11 protein-coding genes, 1 pseudogene and 1 CRISPR repeat array are annotated in these 17,722 nt (G+C 44.4%); of the genes and pseudogenes, 4 read left to right on the top strand and 8 right to left on the bottom strand.

Translation table 11 applies throughout. The annotated features are described in order from the left end of the window. Positions 1-282 (top strand): CRISPR-associated endonuclease Cas2, encoded by a 282-nt coding sequence (gene cas2 / locus P2A85_RS01130; RefSeq protein WP_341735128.1) that lies wholly within the window; start codon positions 1-3, stop codon positions 280-282. 187 nt (positions 283-469) lie between these two features. After that, positions 470-4,630: a CRISPR direct-repeat array (repeat unit 36 nt; unit sequence CTCCCCACTCGTTGGGGAAACTAATTGAATGGAAAC). Between the two features lie 466 nt (positions 4,631-5,096). Here the strand turns inward: cas2 and P2A85_RS01125 are convergent. The 7 genes from P2A85_RS01125 to P2A85_RS01095 all read right to left on the bottom strand — a co-directional run bounded on the left by P2A85_RS01125 (position 5,097) and on the right by P2A85_RS01095 (position 14,347). Next, a complete protein-coding gene (locus tag P2A85_RS01125; RefSeq protein ID WP_377477098.1) occupies positions 5,097-5,294 on the bottom strand; it encodes a hypothetical protein in 198 nt (65 codons plus the stop codon). A gap of 4 nt (positions 5,295-5,298) precedes the next feature. Continuing rightward, positions 5,299-5,907 (bottom strand): transposase, encoded by a 609-nt coding sequence (locus P2A85_RS01120; RefSeq protein ID WP_377477096.1) that lies wholly within the window; start codon positions 5,905-5,907, stop codon positions 5,299-5,301. Between the two features lie 129 nt (positions 5,908-6,036). Further along, on the bottom strand, positions 6,037-8,448 hold the full coding sequence (locus P2A85_RS01115; RefSeq protein ID WP_377477094.1) for a sulfotransferase: 2,412 nt from the start codon (positions 8,446-8,448) through the stop codon (positions 6,037-6,039). A gap of 154 nt (positions 8,449-8,602) precedes the next feature. After that, entirely contained in the window at positions 8,603-10,672 is a 2,070-nt protein-coding gene (locus tag P2A85_RS01110; RefSeq protein ID WP_377477093.1) for an ATP-binding cassette domain-containing protein, read from the bottom strand. Continuing rightward, positions 10,673-11,464: an ABC transporter permease gene (locus P2A85_RS01105; RefSeq protein WP_377477092.1), complete on the bottom strand. Its 792-nt coding sequence runs from the start codon at positions 11,462-11,464 to the stop codon at positions 10,673-10,675. A gap of 280 nt (positions 11,465-11,744) precedes the next feature. Then, positions 11,745-13,091 carry a glycosyltransferase family 2 protein gene (locus P2A85_RS01100; RefSeq protein ID WP_377477091.1) on the bottom strand — a complete coding sequence of 449 codons (1,347 nt, stop codon included), beginning with the start codon at positions 13,089-13,091 and terminating at the stop codon, positions 11,745-11,747. 62 nt (positions 13,092-13,153) lie between these two features. Beyond that, a complete protein-coding gene (locus P2A85_RS01095) occupies positions 13,154-14,347 on the bottom strand; it encodes a glycosyltransferase family 2 protein (protein ID WP_377477089.1) in 1,194 nt (397 codons plus the stop codon). A gap of 415 nt (positions 14,348-14,762) precedes the next feature. Here P2A85_RS01095 and P2A85_RS01090 point away from each other — a divergent pair, with 415 nt between their 5' ends. The 3 genes and pseudogenes from P2A85_RS01090 (at position 14,763) to P2A85_RS01080 (ending at position 17,137) form a co-directional block, all read left to right on the top strand. Then, positions 14,763-14,900 (top strand): helix-turn-helix domain-containing protein, encoded by a 138-nt coding sequence (locus P2A85_RS01090; protein ID WP_377477087.1) that lies wholly within the window; start codon positions 14,763-14,765, stop codon positions 14,898-14,900. Beyond that, a pseudogene (locus P2A85_RS01085) lies at positions 14,869-15,198 on the top strand (RNA-guided endonuclease InsQ/TnpB family protein); the annotation flags it as partial. The gene P2A85_RS01090 and the pseudogene P2A85_RS01085, both read left to right, overlap by 32 nt. Positions 15,199-15,496: 298 nt before the next feature. Further along, complete coding sequence (locus P2A85_RS01080) at positions 15,497-17,137, top strand: MBL fold metallo-hydrolase (RefSeq protein WP_377481207.1); 1,641 nt, start codon at positions 15,497-15,499, stop codon at positions 17,135-17,137. A gap of 99 nt (positions 17,138-17,236) precedes the next feature. Here P2A85_RS01080 and P2A85_RS01075 read toward each other — a convergent pair whose 3' ends face one another. After that, positions 17,237-17,548, bottom strand: a complete 312-nt coding sequence (locus tag P2A85_RS01075) for a DUF6679 family protein (protein WP_377477086.1) — start codon at positions 17,546-17,548, stop codon at positions 17,237-17,239. Between the last annotated feature and the right edge of the window lie 174 nt (positions 17,549-17,722).

The raw sequence follows: 17,722 nt of genomic DNA, 5'->3' as shown, positions 1-17,722 counted from the left end.
GTGCTTTTTTATGTGGTGATTTACGATATTCCTGACAACAAACGGCGCTGTAAAGTGCATGATTTGTTGGAAGGTTACGGGACTTGGGTGCAGTATAGTGCTTTTGAGTGTGTACTCAGTCGAGCTAAGTTTGATGAATTAAGATCGCGACTTGGGAAAAAGGTAAATCTGGAAGAGGATAGCATCCGGTTTTATCCGGTGTCGCGCCATACTTTGGGACAGGTGGAGGTTTTGGGAGTGGGAGCACCGGTGACAAAAGCACCTGGATCAGTGATTATTTAGCTGGTGTTGCGAGGCTGGCGGTAAATTGGCTGAAACGTCATTTTTGTGTCGGGAGCCTCGCAGCATTACTGGGTAAGGGTTTCAGGATTTTTGTTTAGCGGGCACAGGTGTGATTTCTAGAAAAAATTCCTGAGCCTCGCAAATGGCCTCTAGACATCTTGCGCTGTATGAGGTTTAATATAGAGGACTCCCCACTCGTTGGGGAAACTAATTGAATGGAAACTGAATGCTCAAAATTTCTGAGCGTTCTTGCTGCGTCGGTACTCCCCACTCGTTGGGGAAACTAATTGAATGGAAACAAGAAGCAGAAGCCTATCGCAACTTACGAAAGACTCCCCACTCGTTGGGGAAACTAATTGAATGGAAACATTGCGTAAAATTAACACAATTTTAGCATTAGAATCATTGTAAACTCCCCACTCGTTGGGGAAACTAATTGAATGGAAACTTCTTCACCGTAGAAGAAGGAGGCGAGCTCCATGTCAGACATTGGGGTCCACTCCCCACTCGTTGGGGAAACTAATTGAATGGAAACCAAATTATCAATTCTCTGATAGAGGTCGGCCAACATCGGCTCCCCACTCGTTGGGGAAACTAATTGAATGGAAACTCCTGCGAGCACGTCGGGCTGAATCGTACCGAATACACTCAATCTCCCCACTCGTTGGGGAAACTAATTGAATGGAAACTTCACGGGGTCTATCAGCAGCGACAAGATATTTAATTGCAATACATCTCCCCACTCGTTGGGGAAACTAATTGAATGGAAACTCTGCAAATACTCCTCTGAGGCTTCTTTTTTATCCTTTCCCTTCTCCCCACTCGTTGGGGAAACTAATTGAATGGAAACTCGGGCTTAGAGCCACTGTGTTTGGTAAATTCGGGAATAAAACTCCCCACTCGTTGGGGAAACTAATTGAATGGAAACTTTGTTGCTTGCCGTAGTATTCTTTGGCTTTTTTTCTCTCCCCACTCGTTGGGGAAACTAATTGAATGGAAACTATTGCCAGTTAGCACATTCTAGATGAAACTCAGTCTTTAACTCCCCACTCGTTGGGGAAACTAATTGAATGGAAACCCCCACTGTTTGCCGAGGTAATAAGCTCTAATGCGACACTGTTTCTCCCCACTCGTTGGGGAAACTAATTGAATGGAAACAACTTTTGCTTGCCGTAGTATTCTTTGGCTTTTTTTCTCCCCACTCGTTGGGGAAACTAATTGAATGGAAACGTAAATATTTTCAGGTTTCACAACAGTACAAGGTTAAGCTCCCCACTCGTTGGGGAAACTAATTGAATGGAAACCAGTGAGTTCCTTTTGTAGCTTAGCTTCTTGCGCTTTTAACTCCCCACTCGTTGGGGAAACTAATTGAATGGAAACCAGCCACCAATTTAAGTGCCTCAGCAGCGCCACCGATTCTCCCCACTCGTTGGGGAAACTAATTGAATGGAAACAGACAGAGTATAGGGATACACTTATGAACTACTGGAACGGGAGCTCCCCACTCGTTGGGGAAACTAATTGAATGGAAACGGTTGTAGTAGTCATGACTGTCTCCTGGTAGTTTGAACTCCCCACTCGTTGGGGAAACTAATTGAATGGAAACAAGGTCATTTCCACTGAAGCATGGGACTGGAGTCGTAGGGGCTCCTCCCCACTCGTTGGGGAAACTAATTGAATGGAAACTCGTGACATAGTAGCTGTTCCTTCCAGTTAGGGGTGCGCTCCCCACTCGTTGGGGAAACTAATTGAATGGAAACGCAGTGAACTCGGCATCATCCTCTTTCCATATACTATCTACGCTCCCCACTCGTTGGGGAAACTAATTGAATGGAAACTTACGAGCAGCAGCCTTCAACTGAGCACGGGTGGAAGTCTCCCCACTCGTTGGGGAAACTAATTGAATGGAAACCACCAAGTATTACTACAGCGAAAGCTACAGCAAACTTGTTGTCTCCCCACTCGTTGGGGAAACTAATTGAATGGAAACTCGATGAAGGAAGGATTGATTGAGCTGGTGGTTAAGTTAATCTCCCCACTCGTTGGGGAAACTAATTGAATGGAAACGGTAGAGAGCAATGTACCTAGAGTACCGTCAGCCATCGCATCATTTACTCCCCACTCGTTGGGGAAACTAATTGAATGGAAACTTGCGTAGCCTTCTGGTGAATTGATATCTACCCGCCTCCCCACTCGTTGGGGAAACTAATTGAATGGAAACCGTCAACTTCTCCACACTAACCCTGCGCGTTTGCAGCCTCCCCACTCGTTGGGGAAACTAATTGAATGGAAACTGCTTTGCAATTCTATCGAACAAACCTCGGAGCCTCCCCACTCGTTGGGGAAACTAATTGAATGGAAACCTGAGATTGTCAACACACTGCATCATTCGAGTTCCTTCTCCCCACTCGTTGGGGAAACTAATTGAATGGAAACCGCAAAGTCTTTCGTTGTCACCTGGTTTGTCTGATCTCCCCACTCGTTGGGGAAACTAATTGAATGGAAACTTCATTTCCAGTTCTGCTAGATAGGCTAAGTCATTCATTCTTCTCCCCACTCGTTGGGGAAACTAATTGAATGGAAACAAGTAGGATTAAACTCAAGCTTAACTTTAAATTTCTTGTCTAAACTCCCCACTCGTTGGGGAAACTAATTGAATGGAAACTTGCAGTGCCAATCAATAAGATAGAAATTGCACCGCCGAATACTCCCCACTCGTTGGGGAAACTAATTGAATGGAAACATGATAACCTTTTGGTTACCCATGTCATTGCTGAACTCCCCACTCGTTGGGGAAACTAATTGAATGGAAACAGAATACAAGGGGGAGGATGCTCTACCAGTTCTCTCAACTCCCCACTCGTTGGGGAAACTAATTGAATGGAAACCCCCCGTGATCTGTAACTCTTCGGTATGGTAAGGCGCTCCCCACTCGTTGGGGAAACTAATTGAATGGAAACGCAATTTTTTCCATGTTAGTGCGCTATTTTTTCGGCATCTCCCCACTCGTTGGGGAAACTAATTGAATGGAAACATAGACGTTGCCAGACGCTGACTGTTTCACTGTTATGTTACAGCTCCCCACTCGTTGGGGAAACTAATTGAATGGAAACAGGAAAATATCCAGTTAGACCGTGGATTGCTACTACAACTAAAACAGACTCCCCACTCGTTGGGGAAACTAATTGAATGGAAACCCTACAGTAGTAAGACCTTGTTGCTCAGTAGCTAACCTCCCCACTCGTTGGGGAAACTAATTGAATGGAAACAGTTTTAGCTCTGGATTATCAATAGTCTCAAGCTTAAAATACTCCCCACTCGTTGGGGAAACTAATTGAATGGAAACAAATTAGTTAACTCTTTCTCGACTTGAATATAGGAGAGGTCTCCCCACTCGTTGGGGAAACTAATTGAATGGAAACGCTAGCCCTGGTGGCACAATAGTAACATCCTCACCTCCCCACTCGTTGGGGAAACTAATTGAATGGAAACTTTGGAAAATCCCTCGAATAAAGGGTATAAGCGAAATATATTTGCCTCCCCACTCGTTGGGGAAACTAATTGAATGGAAACACAATCGGTTCGCGAATTTCAAAATCGTACTGGCGACCGTAAATAGTGTCTCCCCACTCGTTGGGGAAACTAATTGAATGGAAACGACAATTAAGTAGGCGAGAACGGCGGGCGGAATTGATAGCCTCCCCACTCGTTGGGGAAACTAATTGAATGGAAACCGTTGCGACGTGTCCATATTTCTTGGAATTGATTCAACACTCCCCACTCGTTGGGGAAACTAATTGAATGGAAACAAAGTGTCATTGCCAAGCCCACCGCGCAAAATCTCCCCACTCGTTGGGGAAACTAATTGAATGGAAACGATTGTATAGGTATAGATATTGCTAGCGTCACGGGAACTGCTACTCTCCCCACTCGTTGGGGAAACTAATTGAATGGAAACAACCAGATGTTTTGAGAGATTTTAACCGTTCAGATATTCTTGATCTCCCCACTCGTTGGGGAAACTAATTGAATGGAAACGGGTTTTGAAATTGTTGAGTTCAGTTTCGGCAAGCTCAGCTCCCCACTCGTTGGGGAAACTAATTGAATGGAAACAGAAAATTTTGCTGGTCAGTACGACTATGAATGATTGAATACAACTCCCCACTCGTTGGGGAAACTAATTGAATGGAAATATCGAACTGACTAATCCGCCCAATCTTTACTCCTTCGATTAACTCCCCACTCGTTGGGGAAACTAATTGAATGGAAACTCGTACTGTGATCTTACAAAATCTCTAAATTTCTCATTCTTCTCCCCACTCGTTACTGAGGTACTTATGGTTTCTAATGCTCTATTCTTTGGATCTTGCTATGTCGCTACACTTATCTTTTTTGCGATAACTGGTAACATACCTGCTGAGGTTATTGCTGTTATTCCTGGGGTGATGTATATCACACTCCGCTTTAAGAAGAATATTTGATGAATACAAACAATCTAGATCAACCCGCCCCCACACCGCCGATAATCTAGATTAACCTGATTTGTGCGAGGCTTTAAAACATATGTATTTGGATTGTTTGTTGGGTGGGGGCGGGTTTATTATATTCTTGGTTTCTCTCATAGATTGTTGGTGAAACCCGCCCCTACAATAATTGTGGCGATCGCATAAAAATGATGTCGAGTTGGGTGGGGCGGGTTTATTATATTCTTGGTTTCTCTCATAGATTGTTGGTGAAACCCGCCCCTACGGGAATTTTGGCTAGATAGAATGGTAATTTTTGGGGGTTGGTAAGAGGCCTTGTAGGGGCGGGTTTTACGAATAATATTTAATACCAGCAGACAATCTAGATAAACCCGCCCCCACCCAGCCGATCGCCCAGATTAACTTGAGGGTGCGATCGTCTTTCCAAAATGTAGATTGGGATTTGTCGTTGGGTGGGGGCGGGTTTTGGAGATTGTTGGTTTCTCCCATAGATTGTTGGTGAAACCCGCCCCGGAGGGCTATTGACACAATATTACAGTACGATCGACTGTAGATAAGATTTGCCATTCCACTCGATCGACAGCGGACTAGATTCATTAATTTTGACTGCATTATCAGGATATAATTCATCTTTTGCCCACAACAAAGGATTATTAATTATATATTCGCGAATGGCAAATAATGATTCTTCATTGCGGATGATATGTTCGTAATAACCTCGTTGCCAAACTGATACGCCAGTCAAATATCGTATTTGGTTAATTCGCCGCGCTGAAGATGTTTTCAAACCCCGCACAATTTCTGATAAAGGATGGATTTTTGATTTTCTCAGCCCAAGTTTATCGGATTCTGTATAATTTATTGCTTGGCTATCTTTTAAAGCAATAATTCCGTGTACGTGATTTGGCATTACAATAAAATTGTCTAATGCCACGTTTGAGTAACGTTTTGGAAGAATGCTCCAATTGAATAAAACAGTCTTACCATAGGGACTCAATTGCATTGTATCATCAATGACTTTGCCGAATAAACATTCGCGCTGCCAACTGCAAATAGTGATAAAATACGCACCGGGAGTCCTATAATCATATTCTGGCAGGCGAATTGAGCGGCGGTGGTGTTTATTAGGATCGTATTTCATAATTTCCACCCATAAATACTGTTGTTAGTTGCGTTAATACCATTGTGGGGGCAGGTTTCATCAACCATATGTGATGAAAACCAAAAATTTCAATCAACCCGCAGCCACCCAACGGAGTGCCCTCTGATTCTACAAACCTAATTTCCTAAAATTAGCGGCGGTAACTTGCATCCGAGGAAGCGACAATAAAGAATCTGCAAAACTACTAAATTTTAAGCCGTAAGATACACCAAAAGTATAGCCTACAGCTCCTATTAAATGCTCGACAATTTGATCCACACTCCCGTAGGGATAAGCAAAACATTTGACAGATTTCCCCAATCCGCGTTCCAAAATAGCACGAGATTTTGCCGCTTCCCGGACAATTTCTGTGGGTGACAAACCAGTCAGAGGTTGATAAGTAGCAGACATGGAACCAATATCCATCCCAGCATCCCGCAGTTGTATAAGTTCGGGCCATCCCATTAATTGCACTGCTTCCGAATCTGCTTTTTCCCAACTATTTGTCTTACCTATGGAATCTGTTACTACAAAAACAGTCGCAGTAAAGTCAAACTGTTTTAGCAGAGGGAAAGCATATTCCAAAAAGTCGAGATAGCCGCCGTCAAAAGTCAGCAATACAGGTTTACCAGGTAAAGCAGTTTTAGTTAGTTTTGCATTTTGCCATTTTTCCCAACTCACACTATAATAACCTTGCTTTTTAAGATGCTGTAAATGTTGTGCAAAAACCTGCGGAGTCACTGCATTGAACCCGTCGGGAGAAATCCGGCGGTAGGCAAATATTGGCAGTTGTTGAGTAACAGTCTTATTGTTAAGAAATTGAGGTTTAACTGATTTAGAAACTTCTCCCTCGCCTGGATTTTGATAAAAGATTTCCGGTGCGTAAATTATTTGTTTGGGAAAGTCTTTTTCTAAGGGGATTTGAATCATCTTTTCCCTCGCAATTTCCGCCGCTTCTGCTAATTCCCGCAGCGCCGCCACTGGTAGTGTGGCCCGACGACTAACACTGGTTCCGATCGCCCCCTGATGCCTGCCAAATATCACCGCATCCCGTGGGTAAATACCGCCAGACACCCCTGGATTCAAGCTCTTGGAGGCATTCGCCATTTTTTGAGCTGACAAGGCTAAATGCGATCGCAGGGACATCTTACCGTTTAGCGGTTTTCCCAACAAAGCCTCCCGCACAGCAGCGACACACAATTCAAAATTGGTATATTGAATAATTGCCGATCGCACTTTTTCAGCAGAAACGAAATTATTTTCAACCGCAACTGTGACAATCCCAATCGGAACACCGCCGATTTTCACCAACACATCAATTTCCGAAAAATCAACTTGAATATTGGGCAATTCTTCGCTCACTTCCACCACAATCAAGTCTTGATTATGACTAATAATTGATAATTCATTCCTCCTTAACTGAGGATTAGAATCATCATCAAAACCATCCCATATCTCCTGTAAAAAATCATTCCATTCAATTTTTCGATGCAATTTACTCAGAGAACTTTCCGATAATTGACGTATACTTTCCCAGGTTCTATATTGAAAAAAGCGTTGCAGAATTGGCCAAGCAAACTTAGCAGCGATCGCATCCGCCAAAACTGCGCCAGCCACCATCCCGTCACATACTGGCAATTCAACAACTCCCAGTTTAACACCTTCTAGCTGGACAGTGCAGTAAAGGCGATCGAATATTTGTGGAATCTCAATATCTGAAATAGGTTCAGTCACCTCCACCTTAACCCGATAACCAATTTCCGAATTTACACCCTTGATTTTATCTAAAATATATTGAATTTCCTGGCTTTTAAAACAACTATGATATTTATGAATTTGAGTGATTTGAATATCTCTTTCAATTCCATGATGCCAAGGTAAATTTAAACTCAAACTAGCAGCTTTTGATTTATAATTAACCAGTATTTTACTATCATACTCAATCTCAAGAAAATCACATATCTCCGCTATAAATTTAGTTTTATTTTCTAATAAATTCTCATATTTCACCAGTTTATGATTAGACTTGTGAACATGACTGTAGCTAGTTAAAACCCCTTCTTCCCAACGTTTAATACAATGGTCTAAATCCCAGCCATCGCCCCACAATTCCGGGGAAATCCTAGTAACTTCATAAAGAGAAGCTATGGTATCCATAGGATTGCGCCAGATATAGATAAACTTAGCATCAGGTAAAAAGCGTTCTATATCTTGAATGAAATATAGGTGTTCCGGTGTTTTTTCCAACCAAATGCTTTTCTGCTTTTCCGCAGCCAAACTATCTAAAACTCCGACAAACCAACTAACTTTAAGTTCCCTAGATTGGCTGTTATCAAAATTCTCCAAAAACTCAGGACGATTAATTTCATCCTTAAAAAAAGCTGAGAGTCTATCGGGAAACTTTTTAACAAACTTATGATATAGTAAATACTGAAAAAATTTAGATTCTGGAAAAGAAATAATTTCAGGATGAGCAGCTAACAAACTCTGAAGCAGTGTCGTACCGCTTCTGGGAGCACCTACTAAAAATATCCGTTTCATTTTGATACTTTATAAAGTGTTGGTGAATAAGATTTTTTGAATTAACCTTACTAGAGCGCAGAGGACACAGAGGAAGAGAAGAAAGAGGTATGATTCATGTTTCTTTCAGCACTCTCTGCGCTCTCTGCGCTCTCTGCGGTAAAAAACTCTTTCCCTAACTCCAACTAAAATCCTCTTTCAACAAATCAGACAACTGCTGATTGTAAGGCTTAAAATAACCGATTAACTTATCTTCCATCGCCTCCGGCATTTTACTATAATCCTCCACAATATTAATCTCGTATTCCTTGACAGCACTAGCGCTAATATCCAAGAAATTCAACACCTTAGAAAATACCTTACCAGGATTTTCCTGAAAATCCTCAGTCTTCAAAATCAACAACTGTTCTCTTGGGAAATAGTCCAGCCAATTCTGGATTTGTTCCACATAAATACCCCGCGACAAATAAGAGTAGTGCTGGTGATTAAAACTGTGGTAATTTTGATGAGAGCGAATTTTCTCAATTTCACCTGCTAGCCGATCGCACTCAGAGGCGATCGCCTTGGTAATATCGAACTCTTCACAACCCATCGCCACTTCCAAATTATAGTGCATCCATGCTCTTTGCACTGGATTTCTGAGCATCATAATTAATTTCACATCAGGGAAACACTTATAAACCCGTTGGGCTACCAAAGGATGATCCATATACTCAGGAGTCATCTCCCAGCGCAGCACTGTATCTCCCGCCACACCCAGAGTCAACTGCTGGCTATACCACTCGACACCGCGATCGTAATTTAAGTCAAAAAAGTGAACTTTCCTAGCACCTGCTTGAATAATTTGCAAGGAATTTTCCAGATATCGATACAAACCCTCAATACCGCATTGTTGAGAACCCAACAGTAAAAAATTAGGCAGACTCTGCTCTTTCAACTGAGTCAAAATTGTGGCATAATTCGGATTTTTTTTATTAACAGGGTGAGTTTGTTCAACTTGATTTGCTAATTGTGCACTCTCGATTTGACCATCCCACTCCCAGCGGTAAGGAGGACAAAGAATCGTGTTTTGGCGTAAAGGCGATCGCACATACAACGGAGCAACCTGATGGCGATAATCATAAGTATAAGCCAAGGTTTTTTCATAAACCCCAACATTTACATAATATTGACCATTCCCCAAATCTAATCTATCTAAATACAGCCTAATTTTGCCCTCACCCTGAGCCAGCGGTAGCAATTGACCGATTTTATTGATTTTAATATCCAAACAAATTTGACCGTCTTTCCGGCTAATTGTCACCCCAAATATCACACCAGAAATTGACTTGACCACCGCATAATCTATCTCAATAGTTACAGAATCGCCACTCTCAATTTCTCCATCCGGTAACACTTTAACATCCGTAATTTTGACACCTAAAGAACCGAAGGAATTTAGATTAAGTCGCTGTGGAGAAACCGTTGTTACTTGAGGAAGAATCAGGGGATTAAGTATTTCAGTTTCCGAACCCATTTCTCCCAAATACTGACTGATTACGGCTTCAGTCTCCCCGTAAGCCATGATTGTACCCGATCGCAACCACAAAGCCCGATCGCACATTTTCTGAATTTGCTCAGCCATGTGAGAAATCAAAACAATCGCACAACCTTGACTCTTAAAATCATTAATCTTATTCAAACATTTAGTTTGAAAAGCCACATCCCCAACCGACAAATGTTCATCTACTAAAAGCACTTCTGGATCGGTGTGAACCGCCACCGAAAAAGCCAGTCGCATTTGCATCCCCGTACTGTAAGTCCGCATGGGGCTATCAATAAACTTTTCCAACTCCGCAAATTCAACAATATCATCAAACCGACGCCCCGCTTCTTTGTGAGTCAAACCAGCCACCACCGCACCCACAAACACATTTTCTCTACCAGTTAAATCCAAATGAAAACCCGCACCCAAATCCAACAAACCACCAATTCTGCCATTAACCTCAATAGTCCCTTCCTCAGCGCAGCCAATACCGCCAACAAGTTGTAATAGTGTCGATTTACCGGCCCCATTTTTGCCAATAATTCCCAGCATTTCCCCAGGAGAAACCGTAAAACTCACATCGCGCAGCGCCCAAAAATGAGCCTGGGGTTTCATCCGCCACCATCCCCACAAAGCGGCCTCCATAATAGTAAAAGGTCGATCGGCACTGTAGCGGTTAAAACGTTTCCCCAAACCCTTAACGACAATAGCTGGACGCATTTACAATTCCTCCACAAAACGATCGCTTTGGCGTCGAAAAATCCCCAACCCGATCGGAAAAAGAGCAGCCACAACAGCGCTGACAATAAACAGTGCTAGCCAATCCGGCTGAATACCTCTCAACAGTACATCGCGGTAAGCTTGCATCAGAGGTACCATGGGATTTAACTGATAGAATGCACGATATGCTTCCGGGACACTGTTCAGGTCGTAGAAAATTGGAGTCAGGTAAAAAAACATCTGTAACAGCACACCCAAAGTGTGTTGAGTATCGCGAAACGTGACATTCAACGCAGCCAGTGGATAAGCAAAACTCACCGTCAAAACAAACTGAATAAACATCAATAGCGGTAAAATCAGCAGTACATAACTGGGTCGCACGCCATCAACAGCCAGAAAGATAATTAGCACCGGTAGCGCCAGCAAAAAATGAATTAATCCCGTTGTTGTTGTCACCAAGGGTAAAATTTCTGTGGGAAAATTTGGCTGTCTAATTAAAGCGCGGTTGTTGGTAATGAGTGCCGTCGATTTGAAGAGCGCTGTCTGACTCCAAGTCCATATTAACAAACCGCTGAACGCAAAGGAAGAGAACTTAGAAACATTAATGGGTATGACGGAGCGAAATACAAAGGAAAATACAGCTAACTGTAACAGCGGACTGATTAAAGTCCAAGCAATACCTAAAGACGATCGCTTGTAAAGTAATTTCATATCTCGATCGACCAACACCCGCAGCAAATCAAAGAAATGAATGATTTTGCGAATGTTCCCCACATTTACCCTATTTTTCACAGCATACCCCACCCATTATTTCAAGTTCTGGTTGCGTAGTCTCCACCCACTCAATCTGCACCTGAGTCGCTGGCTCAGCCCTTGATTGTAAAAAATCGACTCCCATCAGTTTTAGTGACCTAATTACCATGGTGGATTCCTAATTATTTAACGACCCATTCGTCTTGGTTAAAATCATAAGAATTAAGCAGGAGTTCGCAATCAATCTGGTTTTTGCCAGTATTAAATATTTAAATATAATATTGTCTTCACAAACCAGGTTTCTCCCTGTAGCTGCTTTCTAGGAAGGACGATCGCTGATTTTTTGGTCCAATACTATAGATAACTGTAGATGTTGAAGTAGGCATTTGTCAACTAAACTAGACTCATTCTGGGCAGCACTTTTCGGCATACCTTTAAGGGCGATCGCCCCTAGCAATTCCTCCCCCATCGTATTTGCCAAAATTGGACGCAAGTGAACCCCTCGTAGTGGTTCCATACCAACTTTCGGGGCGATGTGACCCACCGGAATTTCACCGTAACGCAGGTGAACCCCATCTGGTCGTTTTTCGTCAATGATTCGCTCTGCCTCCAACCAACCTTCCTGCAAGTCAATTTCAATTTCCTGTGCCCTGACAGCCGCGCTAGCCGTTCCTGATTGCATAAAACTCGCCACAGCCGATCGCGTTGGCAAACTATCCATCACCCCCCGCAAATAGGAGTAAGCCAGTAGTCTTGTCCGCAGCCACCGCCAACTACCCCGCATCCCCAGGTATTCCAGCCAGTCAAGGGATTTTCTAAGTCCGATAGTCAACACATCTAACCCGGCTGGCCATAGAAACACCATCGCCACCAAAATTTTATCTACCAACGCATCAGGAGTGTCATAGTCCTTGATGTGTAAAAAGGGTTTGATTTCCGGGTGTCGCTCACCGATCAAAACATCCGATCGCCCTTCCGCACGAGCACGACCAAAAGAGCGATCGAGATTATTAGTTTCATGTTCATAATGATAGCCAACAGCATCCGGCGCAGCCACAAAAGGCACATTTGCCTTGAGCAAACGCAAGGCGAATTCGTAATCTTCATAAGCAGTACCAGAACCGAAAGCAGAATCAAAACCTCCAGTGCTAGCAAACAGTTTAGTCTCAATAGAAAGATTTCCACAGAGCAAATCTTGATAACTATAGCGGCGATCGGGCTTGCTCATCTGGTAAAATTTTTCCTCCCACCAAGTCCGCACTTCTATCTCAAAAAACTTAGTCCTGGAGCGTAACTTTGGCGGATAAGGACCGATCGCAGCACAGCCCGGATGTTCTCGATGAACCCGCAAATGGTTTTCTACTAAACAGGGAGTTGGTTCGATATCATCATCGAGAAACAGCAACATTTGTCCAGTAGCCTCCGCTGCTCCCACATTGCGAGACATACCCACACTGCGGCAATTTGCCTCAATTATTTGGAGTTTAAAAGGAGCTTTGTACTCTTCTAACATTGCTAAAGTATCGTCAATGCAGCTATCTGCAACCACTCTAACTTCGATGAGTTCTAAGGGATAAGTCTGTAATTGCAAAGCATCCAAAGCCCGCCGCAGCGAATAACTGCGGTTGTGAGTTATCAGAACTATACTAAATGTTAGGTTTTCCATATTTACATTGGGAATTGGGAATCGGGCATCGGTTATTATAATCAACAACTAACAACTAACAACTAACAACTAATTTCTTCCTTAATCTTTTGCAACCACTTGCGAGAAGCAAAATAAGCCATCGGCCCACTAATACAGCCCCGTAATTGAGCCAAAAGTAAATCACTAGGAACAGCATCCGGTTGCTTTCGCACTGAAGCAATTAGTTCAGGAATTTGTTTGTAGCAAAACCATGACAAGCCTAACAGCATCACGCCGAATTCTCGATGCACCAAAATCATCTGCGTCCAAAAAGCATAGACTCCCACTCCATAGCCTTCAAGAGTGTTCCGCAATTCTTCCCAAGTGCGCCGATGGCGATGCCAACTCAAGGCCCTGGGCTCGTAGACAATGCAGTAGCCCGATCGCAAAATGCGGGTAAAAAATTCGCAGTCTTCCCCGCTAGCTGCCGGCGTTCCCGCCCCCAAAGCTTCGTCAAACAGCCCGATAAAGTCCATCGAACTTGAACGCACAGCCATACTCGCCGAAACCCCCACCAGATGCACAACCAGAGGATTGCTGTGGGCCCCATCAAATATTAGGCGCTCAAATCCCCGCCCGTGGGGGCTGTAGCGCTCAAACCATTCTTGGGCTTCTGTTTCCAGTTCCAGTGGCATCACTAGCCCCGTCACGCACATCACTCTGGGGTCACTGAAATTTCGCAAGAGCGATCGCAACCAATTCCGATCGGGAGTCGCATCGTCATCTGTAAACGCCACGAATTCGTGTTTAGCTTCCCGTAAAGCTCGGTTGCGCGCGGCGCTGGAGCCCGGTACATCCTCCCGCACATAACGGACTTTTGGGTAATTTTTGACCAGTTGCTGCGTCGCGTCGGTAGCGGGACAGTTGTCAATTACCAAGTATTCCTGACCATCATCGGGCAGTCCCATCAATGCTTCAAGAGTGCGCTGCAAATCTTCCGGGCGATCGCGCGTGCAAACCGCTACGGTGGCGATCGGCACAGGCTGCACAGGCCCCCGTTCGTCCCATGCTAAGGCCTCCCAAAGCCAGTTTTTTCCAAGGTTTTTCCCCACAGCCTTCGTCAGTGTTTCCCGTAATTCATCGCCGCCAATGCGACCTCCGACTACGGGCAAAGTTGCTTGACCGATCGGATTTCCGTGCCATCGAATTAAGACCAGCGCTTTGCTGTAGGGTTTCTCAAAGGCTATTTCTGGCGGCAGTTGAGAAATTTCAAGGTCGAGAATAGCTGTTGCCATGAGTTATCCGATAGATTTTTGCTATTACTTTTCCACACCATTAGAGCCAGATGCGAAACTGATACAAATCCCTGGCCCAACGGCGGTTAAGAGTTCAGCTTCGCCGGAGTGACAGGGTTTTCAACCCAGTTTTATGATAAATCCTGATTTACTACCAATTATGTATCACTCGCAAGATCCCTTTCCTTGGTAGCATCAAATCTTAAGGGTTGGGAACTGTCAGATAAAATCTACCCATATATAGACAAACTTACCGGAATGTACACATAATAGAGTGTATACAGTTAGGTATCCTCTATTATGGAATCCAATGAAGTGACTATTTCAATCGGTGACGCAGCCAAAGAGCTTGGCGTGTCGGTCAAGACTGTTAGTATATATTTAGAGAGTAATCAAAAACATTGGAGGTCGAGCAATGTTACTTAGTTTCAAGACAGCACTGATACCAAATAACAAGCAACAAACATCATTTAAAAAAGCTTGTGGTGTAGCGCGTCATGCTTATAATTGGGCGAATGCTCACATTTCACAAACTGACCAACTATCTTGCTAAAAACCACAGCGAAATAAAGATAGAAGATTTGTCAGTTAAGTCATTCTTGAAGAATCACAAGTTAGCTGGTGCAATTGCTGATTGTGGTATGTACGAGTTCCGTAGACAGTTAGAGTACAAGACTGAGAAATTCTCTAGCAAATTAACGCTAGTAGATAGAATGTTTCCTAGTTCTCAGATTTGCTCTAATTGTGGAAAACATCGTCATAAGATGCCGTTGAAAAATCGCGTTTATGTCTGTCCCGAATGCGGTCACACCGAAGACACAGACTTAAATGCGGCTCGTAATATTGAACGATGGTTTGAAGGAATATTTGTTCCGAGTCGTTCAGACTTGGCGGTAAGTTCTACCGTGTCAGCCTGTGGAGTAGACAAACCTCTCAAGAGTCATCTTGAGACTACGATGAATCAGGAAGTTAACACCAAAATTTCTAATGTCCAGCTAAGTCTAGACTTGGATAATTTTGGGTAGGTTTAACAGAGCGGCAGAATTTGTATCGCAAACATTTCCACTCGATCGCTCAATCGAGTCGTAACAAGAGTTTAAATGTGGTGATACAGCAAATTGCGCGCAAAGCAGGGAGCTCACCGCAATGATGGAACTCGATTGTTTACCTTACGGCGCAGGTCATGCTAATGAAGGCGTCTGTCTGTTAGTGCGAATGGGACCGCACCGGATTTTACTCGACTGTGGTGTCGAAAATATCCCACTGCTCTCAGCAGAACTCGATCGGCCAGATCCCGCCGATTTAGTGATATGTACCCATGCCCATGCCGACCACGCCAGAGGTTTACTAGCACTTCACCAATCTTTCCCCCAGTTACCCATCTATGCCAGCCAAGTGACAACCCAACTGCTACCCCTGAACTGGTTACAACAGGCCCAGTCATCAGATTTGCAGTTCTGTCAGCCACTGCCTTGGCAGTCCCCCGTGGAACTGCGCCGGGGACTCACCGTCCAGTTATTCCCATCTGGCCATTTGCCCGGAGCGGCCACTGCGATCCTCACCTATGCTGCCCCCCACCGCACCTACACCCTTGTTTACACCGGTGATTTTTTTCTGTCCAATTCTCGTTTGGTGGAAGGGTTGCCCCTGGGAGAACTCCGGGGACTCAAACCCGATGTGCTAATTTTGGAAGGCAGTTATGGTACTGCCCGTCACCCTCACCGCCGACAACTGGAAAATCAGTTAGCAGAACGGATTCATCGCGCGATCGCCGACGGCTATTCCGTACTGTTGCCCACGCCAGCACTGGGTTTGGGCCAAGAACTCCTAATGCTACTCCGCAGCCACCACTATTTTACCGGTCGCGACTTAGATATCTGGGTAGATGGCGCTGTGGCTGACGGCTGCGACGCTTATTTGGAATTACTACCTCAATTTCCCACAGCAGTCCAAAATTTTGCTCTGCATCAACCTTTATTTTGGGATGAAAGGGTCAAACCCCGCGTGCGCCGACGAGATCCCAAACAGCAGCCATTTTTGGGCCAAGGCCCCTGTATTGTGATTACTGATGAAACTGCTGATTGGAATTTGTACGTTGCCGATCGCACCCATCCTTGGATTGTACTTCTACCTCAAAAACCCGGATATCCTGTCAGAGAATCTGTTGGTGACAGACAGGAATCAGGAGTCCGACCGATCGAAACTTACTTGTTAGCCGAACACTGTGACGGACCCGGAACTACCCAGCTAATTCACAACTTGCGCCCGCAGCACGTAATTTTGATCCACGGTTCCCCCGCCTATTTGGCGGACTTGGCTAATTTGGACGAGTTGCGAAACCGCTACCAGTTGCACACTCCTGCCACCGGAACTATTGTAGATCTGCCCCTGGGCGAAATGTTTTTGCAACCGGCCATCCCCGAAACTAATTATGAGGGAGAACTCAGTGACTTGGGGACGGAAGTAGCGATTAATCTGCCACACCAGATTGCAGACGATCCCCGCTGGGTCAATTTTGCCGATACCGGTTTGGTAGAAGCCCGATGGCAAGGGGAGGAACTTGTGCTGCGAGGGATTTCTCAACGGGAACTGTTGTTTCAAGGGACCGATCGAACTCGCATCATCAACATCGAATGCTGTGCCAACTGCCAGCACTACCGCGGCCAGCGCTGTTGGAGTCAATTATCTCCTTTGTTTGGATTCAAAGTCACTCCCGATGGCTACTGTCCCGTGTTTAAATCGATACCGGAGTCTGAACTCTCCCCCTCGGAGGAAACAGACAGCCCCTAGTTCCCTGTTCAACTACAACAGAAACAGAGCGCAAAAAAGGGAGAAAAGTTATTTTCTAATCTCCCCAGTTTGATTTGCTCCCTAGACAGAATCTGAAAACTATTCCAAACTAGAGTCTGGGTAGTGATTGCGAATTTGTTCTGCTTCTGGACAATCGTCCGAAACTAGGGGCTCGCAGTTAGTTCTCGACACCGAAGCCAATTTTTGGGACACAGAGCCAATACTCTCTAGACGCACCATTTCTTCCCAAGAGCTGAGTTCGTCTTCTTCGTCGGTTTCGTAGCGCAGCGTGACTAGATCCCCTTCAATATCTAGGATACGAGCGCGCTCTATCCAACGTTGCTGATCTCGAAGAAAAATAGAAACCTCACGACCATCACAACAGAGTTGATAGATTTTGCGCTGTAGCATTTGTCAGTTCTCCTGCGCAGTGTAACTTGCTTAAAAGATTGCCTGTTTACATTAACGTACTTTGAGCTTTACATCGGAAGGCACAGCCCGATAGACTAGCCAGTTTCACGTTTTCCAAAACTTTGAAACCGATGGGAATTACCAAATTAAATGATACCACTAAATCTACCTACT

The sequence above is a fragment of the Microcoleus anatoxicus genome (genome assembly GCF_042465725.1).
In the GTDB taxonomy this organism is placed as follows: Bacteria; Cyanobacteriota; Cyanobacteriia; order Cyanobacteriales; family Microcoleaceae; genus Microcoleus; species Microcoleus anatoxicus.
The sequence above is the reverse complement of the archived record's forward strand: the minus strand, read 5'-3'. Positions and strand labels throughout refer to the sequence as shown.